This window comes from uncultured Blautia sp., from assembly GCF_902497045.1.
Classification (GTDB): domain Bacteria; phylum Bacillota; class Clostridia; order Lachnospirales; family Lachnospiraceae; genus Blautia_A.
The window spans coordinates 1-17,863 of record NZ_CABVDF010000039.1 but is presented as its reverse complement, the minus strand read 5'-3'; the positions used below and the strand labels follow the sequence as shown (position 1 = coordinate 17,863).

At 45.9% G+C, this 17,863-nt stretch carries 16 protein-coding genes; 1 reads left to right on the top strand and 15 read right to left on the bottom strand.

What is annotated here, in order from left to right:
* Positions 1 to 83: 83 nt before the first annotated feature.
* From spoIVA to RDS42_RS04920, 7 genes are all read right to left on the bottom strand, one after another.
* On the bottom strand, positions 84 to 1,553 hold the full coding sequence (gene spoIVA, locus RDS42_RS04950) for a stage IV sporulation protein A (protein ID WP_308782665.1): 1,470 nt from the start codon (positions 1,551 to 1,553) through the stop codon (positions 84 to 86).
* 110 nt (positions 1,554 to 1,663) lie between these two features.
* A complete protein-coding gene (locus RDS42_RS04945; protein ID WP_308782664.1) occupies positions 1,664 to 1,858 on the bottom strand; it encodes a hypothetical protein in 195 nt (64 codons plus the stop codon).
* A 155-nt stretch (positions 1,859 to 2,013) separates the two neighbouring features.
* Entirely contained in the window at positions 2,014 to 2,574 is a 561-nt protein-coding gene (locus RDS42_RS04940; RefSeq protein ID WP_308782663.1) for a Fe-S-containing hydro-lyase, read from the bottom strand.
* Between the two features lies 1 nt (position 2,575).
* Positions 2,576 to 3,418: a fumarate hydratase gene (locus RDS42_RS04935; RefSeq protein WP_308782662.1), complete on the bottom strand. Its 843-nt coding sequence runs from the start codon at positions 3,416 to 3,418 to the stop codon at positions 2,576 to 2,578.
* Between the two features lie 169 nt (positions 3,419 to 3,587).
* Positions 3,588 to 5,276, bottom strand: coding sequence for a [FeFe] hydrogenase, group A (locus RDS42_RS04930; RefSeq protein ID WP_308782661.1), 1,689 nt, complete (start codon positions 5,274 to 5,276; stop codon positions 3,588 to 3,590).
* 15 nt (positions 5,277 to 5,291) lie between these two features.
* Positions 5,292 to 7,163, bottom strand: a complete 1,872-nt coding sequence (locus tag RDS42_RS04925) for an NADH-quinone oxidoreductase subunit NuoF (protein WP_308782660.1) — start codon at positions 7,161 to 7,163, stop codon at positions 5,292 to 5,294.
* On the bottom strand, positions 7,160 to 7,639 hold the full coding sequence (locus RDS42_RS04920; protein WP_177275500.1) for an NAD(P)H-dependent oxidoreductase subunit E: 480 nt from the start codon (positions 7,637 to 7,639) through the stop codon (positions 7,160 to 7,162). Before RDS42_RS04920 ends, RDS42_RS04925 begins: the two co-directional genes overlap by 4 nt.
* Before the next feature lie 352 nt (positions 7,640 to 7,991).
* Between RDS42_RS04920 and RDS42_RS04915 the strand changes: the two genes are divergently transcribed.
* Positions 7,992 to 9,497, top strand: coding sequence for a 4Fe-4S dicluster domain-containing protein (locus RDS42_RS04915; protein ID WP_308782659.1), 1,506 nt, complete (start codon positions 7,992 to 7,994; stop codon positions 9,495 to 9,497).
* A 56-nt stretch (positions 9,498 to 9,553) separates the two neighbouring features.
* Here the strand turns inward: RDS42_RS04915 and RDS42_RS04910 are convergent, their stop codons facing one another.
* The 8 genes from RDS42_RS04910 to acsD all read right to left on the bottom strand — a co-directional run bounded on the left by RDS42_RS04910 (position 9,554) and on the right by acsD (position 17,814).
* Entirely contained in the window at positions 9,554 to 10,279 is a 726-nt protein-coding gene (locus tag RDS42_RS04910; protein ID WP_308782658.1) for a glucosaminidase domain-containing protein, read from the bottom strand.
* The gene (locus RDS42_RS04905; RefSeq protein WP_022067201.1) at positions 10,276 to 11,130 is read right to left on the bottom strand and encodes a bifunctional 5,10-methylenetetrahydrofolate dehydrogenase/5,10-methenyltetrahydrofolate cyclohydrolase; all 855 of its coding nucleotides are present in this window, start codon (positions 11,128 to 11,130) and stop codon (positions 10,276 to 10,278) included. The genes RDS42_RS04910 and RDS42_RS04905 overlap by 4 nt, the downstream gene beginning before the upstream one ends.
* Positions 11,131 to 11,181: 51 nt before the next feature.
* Positions 11,182 to 11,811, bottom strand: coding sequence for a cyclodeaminase/cyclohydrolase family protein (locus RDS42_RS04900; RefSeq protein WP_156353044.1), 630 nt, complete (start codon positions 11,809 to 11,811; stop codon positions 11,182 to 11,184).
* A 31-nt stretch (positions 11,812 to 11,842) separates the two neighbouring features.
* Positions 11,843 to 12,556, bottom strand: a complete 714-nt coding sequence (locus RDS42_RS04895; RefSeq protein WP_308782657.1) for a DUF3786 domain-containing protein — start codon at positions 12,554 to 12,556, stop codon at positions 11,843 to 11,845.
* A gap of 78 nt (positions 12,557 to 12,634) precedes the next feature.
* Positions 12,635 to 14,557: a corrinoid activation/regeneration protein AcsV gene (gene acsV / locus RDS42_RS04890; RefSeq protein ID WP_308782656.1), complete on the bottom strand. Its 1,923-nt coding sequence runs from the start codon at positions 14,555 to 14,557 to the stop codon at positions 12,635 to 12,637.
* A gap of 78 nt (positions 14,558 to 14,635) precedes the next feature.
* Positions 14,636 to 15,424, bottom strand: a complete 789-nt coding sequence (gene acsE / locus RDS42_RS04885) for a carbon monoxide dehydrogenase/acetyl-CoA synthase methytransferase subunit (RefSeq protein ID WP_308782655.1) — start codon at positions 15,422 to 15,424, stop codon at positions 14,636 to 14,638.
* Between the two features lie 79 nt (positions 15,425 to 15,503).
* Positions 15,504 to 16,850 (bottom strand): acetyl-CoA decarbonylase/synthase complex subunit gamma, encoded by a 1,347-nt coding sequence (gene acsC / locus RDS42_RS04880; RefSeq protein ID WP_308782654.1) that lies wholly within the window; start codon positions 16,848 to 16,850, stop codon positions 15,504 to 15,506.
* A gap of 22 nt (positions 16,851 to 16,872) precedes the next feature.
* The gene (acsD, locus tag RDS42_RS04875) at positions 16,873 to 17,814 is read right to left on the bottom strand and encodes an acetyl-CoA decarbonylase/synthase complex subunit delta (protein ID WP_308782653.1); all 942 of its coding nucleotides are present in this window, start codon (positions 17,812 to 17,814) and stop codon (positions 16,873 to 16,875) included.
* Positions 17,815 to 17,863 lie beyond the last annotated feature (49 nt).

Below are 17,863 nucleotides of genomic sequence, written 5' to 3'. Positions count from 1 at the left end.
ATATAAATGAATAAAAAAAGGACTGATGCCGTCTGTTTATAATACAGAATCCCGCATCAGTCTTTTTCTTTAAATTCTGTTTTTTAAATAATAATGCAGACCAGGCCTCCCTTGCTGTCATTCACGATTTTCTGCATAGTATCCTGAAGCTTTGACTGACTTTCTTCTCCAATGGCAGTTATCTTGCTGCGTATCCCGTCCTGAACCAGCTGTTCGATGGATTTTCCGAAAATATTTGTCTCCCAGATGCTTTCTCCCCTTTGTCCGCTTTCTCCGATATACTGGATCAGATCCTTTGCCTGCTGCTCTGTACCTACAATTGGAGCGATCTCCGTCTCGATGTTGGCACGTATCATATGGATGGAAGGACTTTTAGAACGGATCTTTACACCAAATTTATTTCCCTGCCGTATGACAGCCGGTTCCTCTATCTCAATTTCCGACAGTTCCGGCACTACCACCCCATAGCCGGTTCCCCGCACAGATTCAATGGCATCCTGTACCTTTACATACTGAGCTTTCATCTCAGACAGCTCTTTCATTGTATGGATCAGCTCATATTCGCTTTTCATGGAAATTCCGCAAAGCTCACTTAATATACTATAGTAATACTCATCTTTAATCTGGATCCTGATTTTTACGGTTCCGTCAGAAAGATTTACATCCTCCAGAAGCGTATCCTGTACAAAAGGACCTTCCAGCTTCACAGAATCTTTTGTAATATCGCGGATATGGGCCAGATGGGCCATTCTGTCCCTGATCTGTTCCAGGATCTGAGATTTCAGTTCATGATCCGCCGGAAGCATTTCTGTCCATTTTGGAATATAGTAATGAATCTCACTGACAGGAAACTCATAAAGAATCTTTTCAAGTATCCTGGTAATATCTTCTTTGCGCAGCTGTTCACAATTGGCCGTCATTACCGACACTCCATATTTTTCCTGCAGTTTCCCGGCAAGCTGCAAAGTTTCTTCTTTATAGGGAAACTGAGAGTTTATAAGCATCAGAAATGGTTTGCCCTGGCTTTTTAATTCGTTTACTGTAATCTCCTCTGCTTCCCGGAAATTTTCTCCGGGAATTTCTCCAAAACTTCCGTCAGTGGTAACAACAAGCCCTATTGTAGAATGCTCTCTGATCACCTTTCTGGTCCCTATCGATGCGGCTTCATGAAAAGGGACTTCCTTAGAAAACCAGGGGGGTTTTACCATTCTTTCTTTTCCTTCTTCCACATGACCGGAGGCATCCTTTACCAGGTATCCTACACAATCGATCAGACGGATCTTAACCTTCTGATCGTCTCCTAATGTGACGGGAACCGCTTCTTTTGGAATAAATTTCGGTTCTACTGTGGTGATCAGTTTTCCCGAACCGCTCAAAGGCAGCTGATCCCTGATCTCCCCCTGCTTTTCGCTGTCGATTACAGGCAGTGCGATCTGCTCCATAAAACGCCTGATAAAAGTTGACTTTCCTGTACGGACTGGACCAACAACACCTATGTATATATCACCGCCGGTACGCGCCTGAATATCCCGGTAAACCTGAAAATTTTCCATAAAAATTCCCCCTTGCATATATTCAAACAATCCCATGTATTGTTATATTTATATGCAGGGGGATTTTCGTTCATGTTACCTTTAAAAAAATTTCTGTACAAAACCTGATGTTATTTCTCTTTCGGCTCTGTTTTCAGCGGAACTGCTTCTTCTGCTTTAAATACATATCCGCAGTCACAGGCAGTATCCTCTGTAATCTTTCCGCGGGAAGTAAATACCTCCACTTCCTTTCCACATTTCGGACAGACCTTCTCTTCGATCACGGAAGTTCTGTGCTGGCTTTCACATCCATCCATTACTGACATCGGCAATTCCTCCTTTTTAATTTATGCTGGGATATTCTTCATTCCCTTTTATGTTTTCAGTATAATCCTTTTTCTTCCTCTGTGTCAACCTATTTTGGAGTTTTTTTCTCTATTTTCAAGCATGCTCCGTATCGTTAACAAGAAACCTGATTATTTTACTTTTTACGATTCTGAAGATAAGCCTCCCTGCCTTCTTCGTAAAGGTTTCTGCCCTCGCTGTCAATGATTACCACAAGAGGCATATCCTCTACATAAAGACGTCTCAAAGCTTCTGACTGAAGATCTTCATACGCCACAAGCTCTGCTTTTTTGATGCATTTAGCCAGAAGAGCCCCGGCGCCGCCAATAGCCCCAAAATATACTCCGCCATACTTTTTCATGGCATCAACAACTTCCGGAAGTCTTGCACCTTTACCGATCATTCCCCTTGCTCCTACAGACATCATCGTCGGAGCATAGGCATCCATCCTTCCGCTGGTAGTGGGACCTGCCGAACCGATCACCTGACCCGGTTTGGCAGGGGTTGGCCCTACATAATAGATTGTTGCATCCTTGGGATCAAAAGGAAGCTCTTCTCCCCGGGCAAGGGCTTCGCACATTCTTTTATGTCCTGCATCTCTGGAGGTATAGATCTCGCCCGTAAGATACACAGAATCTCCTGCGTGAAGGCTTCTTGCCACTTCTTCTGTCAGGGGCAAAGTAATATGTCGTTCCATCTTAAAGCACCTCCGTTTTGTGTCGTGTTACATGGCAGCTTATATTAATAGCACAGGGCATTCCGGCAATATGAGTAGGCATGGTCTCAATATTTAATCCTACTGCTGTTGTCCTTCCGCCAAATCCCTGAGGACCGATACCCAGTTCATTGATCTTCTGAAGCATTTCTTTTTCCAGATCTGCATAATAGGGATCCGGATTCCCGGAATCTACCGGACGCATCAGCGCCTTTTTCGCCAGAAGAGCCGCCTTATCAAAGGTCCCTCCGATCCCCACTCCCACAACCATAGGCGGACAGGGATTCGGTCCTGCTGTTTCTACTGTTTCCAGGATAAAATCCTTGATGCCCTGCAGCCCGGCAGATGGCTTGAACATACGGATGGCGCTCATGTTTTCACTTCCGAAGCCCTTTGGGCCTACTGTGATCTTTATATGCTCACCGGGCACAATCTCCGTGTACAGCATAGCCGGTGTATTATCTCCTGTATTTCCTCTGCGGACAGGATCTTTTACAACAGATTTACGCAGGTAGCCCTTGTCATAGCCTCTGCGTACCCCTTCATTTACTGCTTCTGTCAGATCTCCGCCGGAAATATGAACATCCTGGCCAATTTCCAGAAATACACATGCCATTCCCGTGTCCTGACAGATAGGAACACATTCTTTTTCTGCAATCTGATAATTTTCAATAATGTTGTCGAGAACTCCCCTGGCAATTTCACCGTCCTCACATGCCCTGCAGGTCTGAATGGCCTGCTTCATATCCTCCGGCAGAACTGTGTTTGCCTCTATGCAGAGACGTTCGATCACATCTGTAATCTGTGATGCCTGTATTTCACGCATATTTGCACCTCTTTATTATGTAGTTTGGAATGAATTACTAAAAGTATTTTAACGCAAAAAAGAAGGTTACGCAAGATAGGATTCCAAAACAAAAAGGTAATAAAAGAACCTCAAACGAGCGGGGATGCTCTGCTTTTAACAGTCATCCCCGCCCTTTTATTCACACTTTTTAATAAAATTCATTGTGAAGCAGTTCGTGCTCTTTTCCTTTCAGAAGAGTATCATAAAGCTCGATCACAAGCGGATTCTCATCTGATTTCTTGATGATCATGGTATTGTCTGCATTGTACAGACCTTTGGCTCTTGCAGCCTTGGTCCTGTCACCGGCTCTGGTAGGCTGTCCTCCACCCATAATACAGCCTCGTCTGCATGCCATTACCTCAATAAGATGGTATTCAGCTTCGCCGTTTTTCACACGGTCCATCACCTTTCTTGCATTTGCAAGACCGCTGACTACGCAGATCTTCACATCCATTCCCTTATAAGGAACGCTGAACTCTTTAATGCCCTCGTCGCCGCGGACGCCGCATTCGGAGATTTCTCTCATCGCTTCCTTGCTGTGGTCATCCGTAAGACGTCTTAAAACTGCCTCTGTAACGCCGCCGGTCACACCAAAGATCACGCCGCCGCCGGAACCGAATCCAAACGGCATATCGCAGGCTTCCGGATCAAGAGAAGCAAAGTCAAGACCAAAGTTATCGATCATACGGATCAGCTCCGTAGTGGTGATAACGATATCGGTGTCCTGCTCGCCTTTGGTAAAGCTGTTCGGACGGATAGCTTCCGCCTTCTTGGCTGTACATGGCATAATAGAAACCATCACAGTTTTTTTGCCCTGCGCGTGTTCCGGTTCACGGAAATATTCTTTGATCACGGCAGACATCATCTGCTGCGGTGATCTGCAGGTGGAAATATTCGGGATAAAATCCTTATACTGGTCGGTGACAAACTTCACCCATGCCGGACAGCAGGAAGTCAGAAGCGGAAGGTTTTCTCCCTTTTCTATTCTTTTCAGGAATTCTGCAGATTCTTCCATAATGGTAAGATCCGCGCTGAAAGTAGTATCATAAACTTCATCAAAGCCCATTCTGTGGAGCGCATTGACGATCTTGCCCATCACACTGCGGCCCTTGGGCTGTCCATAATGGTCTCCCACTGCCACGCGAACCGCCGGGGCAATCTGAGCAACCACCCGCACATTCGGATCTGCAAGTGCTTCCCATGCTTCATCCATATGATTCTTAATGGAAATCGCTCCTGTCGGACAGAATACACGGCACTGACCGCAGTTTACGCAGTCCGTCTCCGCAATCTTCTTGTTAAATGCCGGCATAACCATGGCTTCTGTTCCACGGTATGCAAATCCCAGAGCGCCGATTCCCTGAAGTTCTTCACAGGCACGTACACAGTCTCCGCAAAGAATGCATTTATTGGGATCCCTTACAAGGGACGGTGAGCTTGTGTCAATCTCATGAATCTCTCTTGTATTTTCAAAACGGATGTCTCTTACTCCAAGACGGTGTGCCAGTTCCTGAAGGATACACTCGCCGCTTTTGATACAGGTGGTACAGTCTCTGCAGTGTGCTGCAAGAAGAAGCTCCACGATCAGCTTACGATATTTTTTGATCCTTCCGGAATTGGTGTAGATCACCATTCCGTCTCTTGGTTCTTCTGAACAGGAGGCAAAGGTTCTGCCTCTGTCATCCTCCACTGTACACAGACGGCATGCGCCGAAGGTAGAAACCTCGGAATGATAGCACAGTGTCGGTATATTAATGCCTGCCTTGCGGATAACGGTCAGGACATTTTTTTCATCGGTAAATTCAACTTTTCTACCGTCAATGGTCATTGTACCCATAATCGTTCCTCCCTTTTACGCTTCCACATAAATTGCATCAAAGTTACAGTTATCCTTACATGCGCCGCACTTGATACAAAGATCATTATTGATGTGATACGGATGTTTGATCTTTCCGGTGATTGCTCCTGCCGGACAGTTCTTGGCACATTTGCCGCATCCGATACAGAATTCTTCATTAATGTGGAACTGACGAAGGGCTGTACAAACCTTTGCACGGCACTTCTTATCTCTGATATGCTCCTCATACTCGCTGCGGAACCGCTTCAGTGTGCTGATGACCGGAAGAGGCGCGCTCTTTCCGAGACCGCAAAGAGCCATACTCTGCACCATATTCGCAAGCTCTTCCAGCTCGTCAAGATCCGACATTTCTCCCTTACCTGCAACGATGCGTTCCAGGATCTCCAGCATACGTTTGGTACCTTCACGGCATGGAACACATTTACCGCAGCTTTCTCTCTGGGTGAAGCTCATAAAGAAACGTGCAACCTCAACCATACAGGTATTTTCATCCATAACAACAAGTCCGCCGGAACCCATGATCGCATCCAGTTTCTTTACAGAATCGAAATCAAGAGGCTGATCCAGCTGATCGTCCACCAGACATCCACCGGAAGGACCACCGATCTGAACACCCTTAAATGCAGCACCGCTTTTCAGTCCGCCGCCGATATCATAAATGATATGACGGAGATTTGTTCCCATGGGAACTTCGATCAGACCTGTATTTTCAATTGCGCCTGTCAAAGAGAAGGTTTTTGTTCCCGGGCTGCCTTCTGTTCCGATCGTACGGAACCAGTCTGCGCCCTGAAGGATAATCTTCGGAACGTTCGCATAGGTTTCCACGTTATTCAGAACAGTAGGCTTTTCCCACAGTCCCTTTTCTACAGTACGGGGCGGCTTCACTCGGGGCATACCTCTGTTGCCTTCGATAGATGCAGTCAGGGCAGAACCCTCGCCGCAGACAAACGCACCTGCGCCTCTGTTGATATGTAAGTAGAAATTCACACCGGAGCCCAGGATATTTGTTCCCAGAAGTCCGTAGGCCTCCGCCTGTTCGATAGCCATACGCAGTCTCTGTACAGAAAGAGGATATTCGGCTCTTACATAAATATATCCGTTCTCAGCGCCTACCGCATAAGCGGCAATAACCATACCCTCGATCATCTTATAGGGATCGCCTTCCATTACGGAACCGTCCATAAATGCTCCCGGGTCGCCCTCGTCGCCATTACATACCACATATCTTGTGGTTTCTTTCTGACGGGCCACCTGTCCCCATTTCTTGCCTGCCGGAAAACCTGCGCCGCCGCGGCCGCGAAGACCGGATTTCGTCACTTCATCGATCACATCCTGCGGAGTCATGTCAAAGAATGCCTTTGCCATAGCCTGAAAACCGCCTGCCGCAATATATTCGTCAATGGATTCTGCATCGATCTTGCCGCAGTTTTCCAGAACGATACGGGTCTGCTGATTTAAGAACGGAATATCGTCCGGATGAGGACAGACCTCGTCATGGTCTCTGTAGAAAAGACGTTCTACCGGCTGGCCTGCAATTACGGTACGGTCCACGATCTCCTTGCAGTCCTCAACCTGTACATGTACATACTGATAATCATAAGGCTGGATCCTCATAAGAGGTCCAAGCTCGCACAGCCCCTGACAGCCTGTTTTTACAACGCCGAGATGAGGGATATCTTTCTGCATCTCCACCTGGACTCCGTCCAGATCTGCACAGAGCTTTACCATCTCGTCATAGATTTTCTGTGCGCCGGAAGCCATACATCCGGTGCCGGAACAAACAAGAACACGGCAGGTATAGGTATTGATCGTATCCTGAACTTCTTTCTGCTTATTGAGCAGATCCTCTTTTGAAATAATACTCATGCCTTCTCACCTCTCAATTCTTCCAGAAGCTCCACCGCCTTCTCCGGTGTCATCTTCGGGTGCACCTCATCATTAACGGTAAGTGTCGGCGCCAGTCCGCATGCGCCAAGACAGGAAACAGTTTCTACTGTAAACATCATATCGTCTGTGGTATGTTTCTTATGGCTTAATCCCAGTTCTTTCATCAGCGCTTCCTTGACAGGCATGGATTTACGAACGTGACATGCCGTTCCGTCACAGACCTTGATGATATATTTTCCTTTTGGTTCAAAAGAAAAATTCTCATAAAAAGTCGCTACACTGAATGCTTTGGCTTCTGTTACACCGATCTCTGAAGCCACATAGGTGAGAAGTTCTCCCGGAAGATAACGATACTCAGCCTGAATATCCTGCATAATCGGAATCAGGGACGCTGCTTTGCGCCCATAATGCTCAATAATCTCGTCCGTCTTCCTGTAATAAGACTGATCTAACATGCATTTCCCTCCTTAACGGTTGTTTGCTTAATCCCCACTATTTCTGTCACTTTTTGCCAGTGACTTATGCTGTAATTATACATGAAATCAGCATTTTCTACAAGTCATATTTCAGATTTTTCTGGAATTTTCAGAAATAACCAAAAACTTTGTTACTCTTTAAACGTGTTTGTTATTTTTTCCTCAATTTTCTATGGGGGGCTGCAGGGATATCCCTGTGTTGTTTTTGTACTTTCTGCAAAACATTTTACGTGTGCCTGTAAAAATACAGGATTCATATTGATTATCCAATTTTTTTCCTATAATATAACAGGTATCAGCAGACAAATATAACACAGAGGAGAAAATAACTATGCGAAATCTTGATACCCCTGTAAAACAGATACGACACAAAATTTTTACTGAAGTAGCAAAAATCGGATTCGAATCCACAGATGAAACACTGATCCACGATATTGAATCCATCCCTTATAATATTGTGGAAGAACGTGCCCAGTACCGGGAAAGTATTTACCGGGAACGCGCTGTGGCAAGCGAACGTGTACGCCTTGCCATGGGACTTTCTCTCCGTCCGGAAAACAGAGCAGTACATCTTACCTCCGGTCTGGAGGCCAGCAACATTGATGAAAAATATTATGAGCCGCCTCTTATGCAGGTGATCCCGTCTGCCTGTGCAGCCTGTCCTCCTAACAAATATATTGTCAGCGACATGTGCAGAGGCTGTGTGGCACATCCATGTATGCAGGCCTGCCCCAAAGGCGCCATTTCCATGATCAACGGAAAATCTTATATCGATCAGGACAAGTGCATCAAATGCGGAAAATGCAAGGCTGTCTGTCCTTATGACGCGATTTCCCACAACACCCGTCCCTGCGAGCAGGCATGCGGGGTGAAAGCCATCGGAAGCGACGAACAAGGCCGTGCTAAAATCCTGGATGACAAATGTGTTTCCTGCGGCATGTGTATGGTAAGCTGTCCTTTTGGCGCAATCTCTGATAAATCCCAGATTTTCCAGCTGGCACATTCTCTCCGCGACGGAAACAAGATCATTGCCATTGTAGCTCCGGCATACATCAGCCAGTTCGGTGACGCAGTAACTCCCGGCAAGTTTAAAACCGCCCTTGAGATCCTTGGATTTTCAGATGTTTATGAGGTGGCTCTTGGTGCAGATATCGGCGCGATCTCCGAGGCACACCACTATGCAAAGGAAGTTGCCACCGGAAATCTTCCATTCCTTCTGACCTCCTGCTGCCCGTCCTGGTCCATGATGGCAAAGAAATTCTTCCCGGATATGATTGGAAATCTTTCTCAGGAGCTGACTCCTATGGTGGCTACTGCCCGAAAGGTAAAACAGGAGCATCCCGACGCAAAGGTAGTATTTATCGGACCCTGTGCTTCCAAAAAGCTGGAAGCCATGCGTACAACTGTCCGCAGTGATGTGGATTTTGTCGTTACCTTCGAGGAGCTTGACGCACTTTTTGATGCAAAAGAAATCGACCCGGCATCCTTTGACGAAGAAGATGCACTTCACAACGCCACCGCTGCCGGACGCGGCTATGCGGTAGCAGGCGGTGTGGCAGGCGCTATCGAAGCATGTCTGAAAGAGTATTATCCGGACGTACCGGTGCATATCGAACATGCAGAAACTCTTGCCGACTGCAAAAAAATGCTGACACTTGCCAAGGCAGGCAAGCTGAAAGGCTGCATGATCGAAGGCATGGCCTGTCCGGGCGGCTGTATGGGCGGCGCCGGAACAAATGTGCCTTATTCCAAATCTTCTAAAGAATTAAAGAAATATCTGGCGCAGTCCTCCAGAAAGCTGCCGGATAAAGAGCTGGAAGATATCCAGCTGGATTAAAACAAAAAGGTATCGCCCCAAGGCGGTACCTTTTTTTACACTTCACAATATCTCTTTTACTCTTCTTTCAGATCTGTAAGAAGTTTTCGCAGCTTTTCTCCGTATCCGGCTCCTGCCGCCCAGCCGCCTCCATTTGGGTTTTCCTGGATTCCCAGCCATTCCACATAAGGAGCGGATCCTCTTTTTACCATATCAAACCGGGAATCCACGCAGCTTCCAGAAAGCTCTTCTGTACTTGCGTAGGCTTTCAGATGCTGTACCTGAGCGCGGATACCGGTGCGAACATCCGGATAAGAGTTTCCCTGAACGCCTCCTCCCGTTGTTCCAAGACCGGAAAAATTAAACTGGGACTCTACCGCATCTCCGCCAAACTGAAGCCACCCTGTTTCCAGCATTGCCTGTACATAGACCACCTCTGCCCGGACGCCTTCGTCCTCCGCCTCTTCCAGAATAATGCGGCAGAAATCCTCAATGGTTTCTGCGCCGCCATCCTTTAAAGATTGTGGGTATTCTGCCCTCTGCATCTCATACAGGTCGGTCATCTCTTCCAGAGTCACTGTTGTTGTTCCCATGATCGTATAATAACCATAAGTGTTGTCTGTAGAATCGTCTATAAAACCTTCCGTTCCCGGTCCGGTATTAATATCATAGGACGGCTTACTTATCTGCCCTTCTCCGGAATGATCTGCTGCACCCTGTACAAAAACAGGCGCTCCGAAGATCAGAGCGCCCGTCAGGGTCAGATTTACCCAGAAGAGCTTATTCTTCCGAGAAAAAATCATCCATTTACCTTTCTCATTGCAGCCTCTACTACATGTCCTACAAGAACAGAAGTAGTAACGCTTCCTACTCCGCCAGGAACCGGTGTGATCGCATCCACGATCGGTTCTACTGCTGCGTAATCAACATCTCCGCAAAGCTTGCCTTCTGCGTTTACGTTGATACCTACATCGATGATGGTCTGACCTTCTCTTACATAGTCAGCGCCAACAACACCTGCACGGCCTGCAGCAACGATCACGATATCAGCCTCACGTGCTACAGACGGCATATCAACAGTTCTTGTATGGCAGATAGTAACTGTTGCATTTTTCTTAACCAGCATCATGGCTGCCGGTTTGCCTACTACAAGGCTTCTTCCGATCACAACTGCTTTTTTGCCTGTGCAGTCGATTCCGTAGTGATCCAGGATTTCCATGCATGCCTGCGGTGTACATGGCGGGAAGCCGATCTTTTTGCCGGTAAATACACCGGACATGGAAAGATCTGTCATGCAGTCAACGTCTTTTTCAGCTGCAAGAGCATTTTCGATCACTGCCTGATCCAGATGCTTCGGAAGCGGACGGAACAGAAGAACGCCATGGATATGGTCGTCTTTGTTTACCTTGTCGATTGTGGCAAGAAGCTCATCCTGAGAAACGTCTCCCGGAAGAAGGATTTTTTCGCATGCTACACCAAGTGTTTCGCAGCGTTTAGTTGCACCTTTTTCATAGGAAATGTCGCTTGGGTTCTCTCCTACGCGAATGATGCACAGAGTTGGATTCACACCCTTTGCCTGAAGCTCTGCTACATTTGCTTTAATCTTTTCGTTCAGCGCTGCTGTTACTTCTTTTCCTAATAACTGTTTTGCCATTTTATGATTCCTCCTAAATAAAACTGCTGTTTTTTATAAAAAATCCTGCTGTTATTTCAGTCTTCCAAGCACACTGTCAAAGGTCTCGTCTGCGATCTTTGTATATTTTTCCAGCATTGCATCTGCTTTTTTGTTCAGCTCTTCTGCATATTCTCTGTCTGCCATGGATTTTGTATTGATGTATACGTTCAGGCTGGCGCCTTTCAGAGCAGCTTTGCAGAATGCAGCGCCAACTCCGGCGTCGCTGATTGCAAGTTTGGAGCCCTTTGCACCAAATTCCACGATCAGTTCAATAGCCTCACAGCACTTCTCCATAATTTCCATAGGCACTGAGCAGGCGTCTTTCAGAACAATTTCCATAACTCTTGCTTTTTCTGCTTTTTCTTCCTCTGTTTCTCTTGGCATTCCATATGCTTTGGAAAGCGGCTCAAAAACTTCTGCATCTCTCTCGATGAGACGAAGGAAATCCTTCTGAAGCTGGTCGCATTTTGCTTTCAGCTCCCACATCTCATCCTCTACATCTGCATATTTTTTCTTGCCCACTGTCAGGCTTCCTACCATATTGCCCAGAGCAGTTCCTACTGCTGCGACAAGAGCAGATGCACCGCCGCCGCCTGGAACCGGCGCTTTGGAAGCCAGTACTTCAACAAATTCTGTACATGTACTTGTTGAAAATCCCATAATTTTATCCTCCTGATCATGTTTTATCTTTTTATTGCATTGCTTTTACAAAACCTTTCAGTGACCCAATGATCACATCTCCCATAACTGCCATGTCTTCCGCCTGAAAAGAAACAGGGAAGTTATCAGAAAACAGGATCTGTGAAGACGGAGGGAATTCCTCATCCCCTTCCCACAGGATCATCTGAACCTGATATCCCGGATAAATTTCAATCTCATAAGCAGTATCTCCATGTTTTACGGGAACTGCATGAATATGCTCCATAACCCTGTTAAAATCCTTCAGACGATTTCCATAAGAAAAGGCAAGACGTTTGATACAGCGTCCGTCAAACTGTCTTAGATAGACCTCTCCCCAGGGCATCTCTCTGTAGGTTTTCATCTTTCCGGTTCCCTTTGCAGCGGAACCGCCCAGAAGAAAGCGTATGGTCAGTATTCTGGCGTAGATCATTTCCTCTAAAGGATAAAAACCTATTCCATCCTCTTTATGTGTCACATGAAATTCCGGCCAGGAAATCTGATAAATGCTTCCCAGAAACGGAAGTTCAAAGCATTTCTCTGTTTCATCATAGGAGATTGAAAGCCTTTCTGAAATCTCATAAGGATCTGCTTTTTTGTATTCCTCAAGATAATGCTCCCAGGGCATTCTCTCCTTGCTGTCTTTTTCATATCCAAGTTTATCGCCCACTGATTCCGGGTTCATTTGAATACCGGTGGATTTTACTTTATTTAAGTCAGAACTCATCGCACACCTCTGTAAAATCTAAGTTCATTTTTTACTGCAATGAATCCGGATAGTTTACCGGAGCCATTGTTTTCTTCCCTACTCTACTGAAGGAAACAGAGATCCGTCTGTATGAGGAATAAAACATGCCCCTACAAACTCATCCATGTAGCTTGGAACTGTAGAAAGCTCCATATAAGTCATATTTGCCGCCAGCTCGTAAGTCTTTTTCTCCGCCGGAGTGGAAAGAAGCATCAGATACGCACCTGTAAGGGATGAATTTCCGATATAATGGAATTTCTCCAGAGGGATGTCCGGAAGCATTCCTATTTTTACTGCATTACGCATATTGATGCCGCTTCCGATACCGCCTGCCACATATACGTCATCGATCATGGAAATATCAAAATCCAATGATGTGAGCATAGTACGGATTGCAGAGAAAATAGCTCCCTTTGCACGGATAAAGTTATCAATATCTACTTCTGTGATTTCTACATCCTTAGCGCTTCCTGCTTCATTTTCAAAAGCGATCACATAGCTTCCCATACCATATTTGTCATGACGAATACGTTTTCCCTCACGGACAAATTTACCCTTTGGATTGATAATGCCTGCGGAAAACAGCTCACTGATCACATCAATGATACCGGAACCGCAAAGACCTACCGGCTTTGTTCCCGGTTCTCCAACCACCTGGTAAGAAGGTTCCATGGTCTCCTTATCAATGGTACATGCTTCAATAGCTCCGTCTGTTGCACGCATACCACAGCTGATATCTCCGCCTTCAAAGGCCGGTCCGGCTGAACATGCACAGCTCATCATAAAGTCGGAATTTCCAAATACTAGTTCTCCGTTGGTACCAAGATCGATAAACAGAGAAAATTCCGGTCTGTTCCAGATCATGCTCACAAGTGTTCCTGCTGTAATATCTCCACCCACATAGCTTCCGATATTCGGCGCAATGATGATGTGGGCATCCTGATTAATCTCCACGCCAATATCTGAGGCAAACAGGGAATTTGTCTTAAAAAATGCCGGAATATACGGCTCCATACGAAGCGGATCCGCATTGATCCCTGCAAACAGATGATTCATTGTCGTATTGGAAGCAACGCACATCCTGTAGATCTGCTGTTCCGGGAAATTGATGCTTCTGCACATTTCGTGAATCATAGGATTGATGGTTTCTTTAATCACGGCATCCTGAAGCTTCTCTTTTCCGCCCGGTTTCACTGCTTCGATAATACGGTTGATAACGTCTGCACCAAAACGGATCTGACCGTTTCCTGCTGAACTCTTGGCAAGGATCTCTCCGTTTTCCATATTAATAAGAACCGCGGAAACTGTTGTCGTTCCAATATCTACCGCAAGACCGCCAATTACCACGTCTTCTTTATTTTCAAAAATATCATACACAAACATATCATCCGGAGTTGTACGAACAACACATTTGATCACAAAATTGCTGTTTCTGAGTACATCCGGAAGTTTTCTGAGAACCGTATAAGGAATCCTTACTCTCTTAAGGTTCATAAATTTGCGTAATGCACGGCTCAGTCTCTCCACATCCGGCATGGTATCGTCCAGAGACGGAGGGTCCATCCGCACCTCGATCACATCCAGACTGTTCCGCAGGTCTATGCCGGCCAGCTGAATTTCTCTTTTGGCATTTTCAAAAATTGCAATCTCCTCTTTTGAGCTCAGATCTGCAACTTTCATTCTGCTTTTATATGCAGAAGCAATATCCGGTACAAGCACTTTTACATCCGCGATGATCTTGCTCATACACGCAAGACGCCATCCTTCCTGAAATTCCTCATCAGAAATATGCAACGTCTTTTTTGTGTCCAGCTCTCCGCTTTTCAGCTGCACACGGCATTTTCCGCAGGCTCCGTTTCCGGAACAGGGGGCGTCAATTGCTACATTAGCCTCTCTGGCGATTTCCAGAAGATTGTCCCCTTCGTTGGCATACGTCTCTACCACACTGCCATCTTCAAATGCAAATGTTACCTTAAACATCAGGCAACCACCTTTCTTATATTATAAAGAAAGGGCTGAAGACCGAAGTCTCCAGCCCTCATCATGGTCCGTCTGTAATTAGATCTCCAGATAAGAATCTGCGTACAGATTGTTATTCTTGATGATATCGCAGGATTTAATAGTCTCCATCAGACGAAGGTCGTTAGGGTTAACGATCGCGGAGGTAAGTCCCTGCATCATAGCCATTGCTACCATAGCAGAGTCCATGATCGGACGGATATGTTTCGGCATACCGTTGGAGTTATTGGAAAGTCCGCCGGTGCTCTTCATACCCATATCAGAGATCATTTTGATGAATTCAAGAACCTGCATCTGTTTGTCCTGCATTCCTTTGATAACCAGGAACAGCGGGTCAAACCACATATCGTTTTCAACGTCCATGCCATGCTCCATACCACGTTCCATCATGGTCTGCATGAACATCATACGCTCGTCGTTGTCTTTTGCGATTCCTTCGCCGTTGCAAAGAGCGATAACGATCGCATCGTTAGCTGCTGCAAGATCGATGTACTCGATTCTTCCTGCTGCATCTGCAGAGTTAACGATCGGTTTTCCTTTGGAACGGTTGTATACGGAAATACCAGCCTCGATTGCTGCTACATTGGAAGTATCCAGTGCAAGCGGAACATTATCGAAATTGCCCTGAAGAAGCTCTACAGCCCATTTCATAAGCTCTGGTCCATCGTTCTCAGCAGGTCCGATGTTTACATCCAGGTAAGTTGCACCTGCATCGAGCTGCTGTTTTGCTCTTGCCAGGATCGGCTCCGGATCTCTTGCAGTAAATGCTTTATTTACTGCCGGTGCAGTTGTTGAAAGTCTTTCTCCAATTGTGATAAATTTTGACATACCTGTGTTCTCCTTTACGTGAATTGGTAGCGGTACGGGGAGGTTCAATGACTCCCCGTCCATAAAATATTTATGTGGCTTATGCCTGCATATCTTTTAAGAATTTCACAAGCTGTACTGCTTCTCTTGGTCCTACGATAATCTCCCATCCCGGAAGTTTGGATTCCAGATCACCCTTAAGAACAGCAACCTTACCAGGAATTACAAGCTTACGGCATTTTACCTTCGGCTCAACGTTTTCTTTGATATAGTTAGCGATACTTGTTCCGGAGAACTTACCTGCAGCCCAGGAAGTAAGTACGGAAAGTCCGCCTGCATCGTTGATCACAAGGTTAAGCGGAACACCGGAGCGCTCCAGCTCGCCGGATACAACGAAATATGTAAGAGCAAAGTCTACAGTGGTAACTACCAGAGAGTTCTCGTCTGCTCCGTTCAGCGGGTAGATACCCGGCTCAACTTTCATTGGCTTCTGCGGGTCTGTAAATACGTTCTGGCGCAGACCAAACAGCGGAAGTGCTTCTGCATAGGTCATCTGCTCCATAACAACGATAGAACCATATTTCATAGTAAACAGGGAAGCATATGCTGCCTGTAAATGTTTGTCACCTTTTGCAAGCTTAACAAGGTTAACAAGAGACGGATATCCGAAAGTTCTATCCTGATCTTTCAGTGCTGCACGGCGAACCAGTACAGTATTCTTAAATGTCTCTTTTACATCTGCACCTGTAGTGTCAAGAACAAGGTTCTTGTTTCCAAGTTTTTCAAGAGCAGCTACAGTATCATAGAGCTCATTGATATCATTTCCGGATACACCCAGAACAACGCCTGCTTCTGTTGCAACTGCATTCATAGCCTCATAGTTGGAAGCGTTTGCACCGTTCAGAACCGGTTTGCTGTCCTTGCATACTTCAAGAGCAGCCTTTGCGATCTCAGGATCTGAACATCCGAGAATCAGAGTTCTTCCAAGTCCTTTTGCTTTTTCTACAAGTGCTGTATATGCTGCAGCATCAGCGCTTTCACCACAGTTTACATATACAAGCTCAACATGCATTCTCTCACCGATACGTTCGTAATCAACAGTCGGGATCTCAGCAAGCTTTGCTTCTACTTCTGCGTCGCTCATATCTGTGCAAAGTGCAACTGCATATCTTGTTTTGCTTACGAATGTTTTTTCATGTCTGAAAAGAACAGTTTCTCCGCCGAGAGTAAACTCGCCTTCACCTGTACCAATCTTAATAGTCTTCATTGGCGGTGCAGTAGCCTCAGACAGAGATGCCAGTGCCTCGTCAGACATATGCGGACACTGTTCAATCTGCATAGCGCCCTGTGCAACTTTCATAGCGAAAGCCATACATGTCGGGCATCCACATTCCTTACAGTTTTTCTTTGGTGTTAATTTAAAGATCTGAATACCATTCAGTGCCATAGCTCTTTTATCCTCCTATTCGTTACGCAAGTGCTTTGATCATCTTGGAAATTGTCTTTACGGATTCCGGATGTCTTAAGATAACGGCATCAGAACCTGCTGCAAGGTCTGCAGCTGCTGTCATAACTTCCATATCAATTCCACGATCATCCTGCGGTCCCCACTCCGGCATGTCAGCTTCAGAAGCAGTTGCTTCTTTTACTCCCCATGTCTCAGCGGAAACAGGTGTGATAATAGGCATCTGCAGCATATTGTCATTCTGACCAAGAGCAGCGCCTTTGATACGGTCCATAGTAGATACTACATACTCGTATCCGTAACCTGCTGCTGCACTACCAATATTCATAACGATTTTTTTTGCATCAACACCAAGCTGTGTAGTAACAACGTTCAGCTGTTTTGCAAGGTTGATATCAACGGCAGACTCAGCACCAACGATCTGATTGTATGCCAGACCTGCTGCTGCACCGATTGCTTTGTAGTTTTCTTCTTTTTCGGAAAGGATCAGGGCATTTCTTCCCTGAAGAGCTTCTGCAACCTTCGGAAGAAGTTCCGCATCCTTCTCTACGTTTTTGCAGCCTTCTACAACAAGCGGACAGTCTACTGCTTCTGCAACCTCTTTTACAACTGCGATCAGATCCTCAATAGGTTTGTTTTCACCGTTCGGATCGCCGCCTTCCAGAATCAGGGCAACAAAGTCAGCGCCTTCCATAGCTGCTGCTTTTTTAGCGATCTCACCTATTGTGGAAGCTCCGTCATAATATGCCTTAACTCCTTCAGACATTCCTTCAAGGCCCATATCAGAAATCTCTACGCCTACTTTAGCGCAGTTTTCTGACGGAGCATCAAAGGTATAAAATGGAAATGTGCTGTCTCCACCAAATGTCACAGTCTTATCTCCGCTTCCGATTGTGACAGAGTTGATCTTTGCATTAAACTTTTGTGGTTTCTGATTAAACGGCATTTTACATTAGCCTCCTCTTAAAAATTTAAACACATGTTAATTCATGATC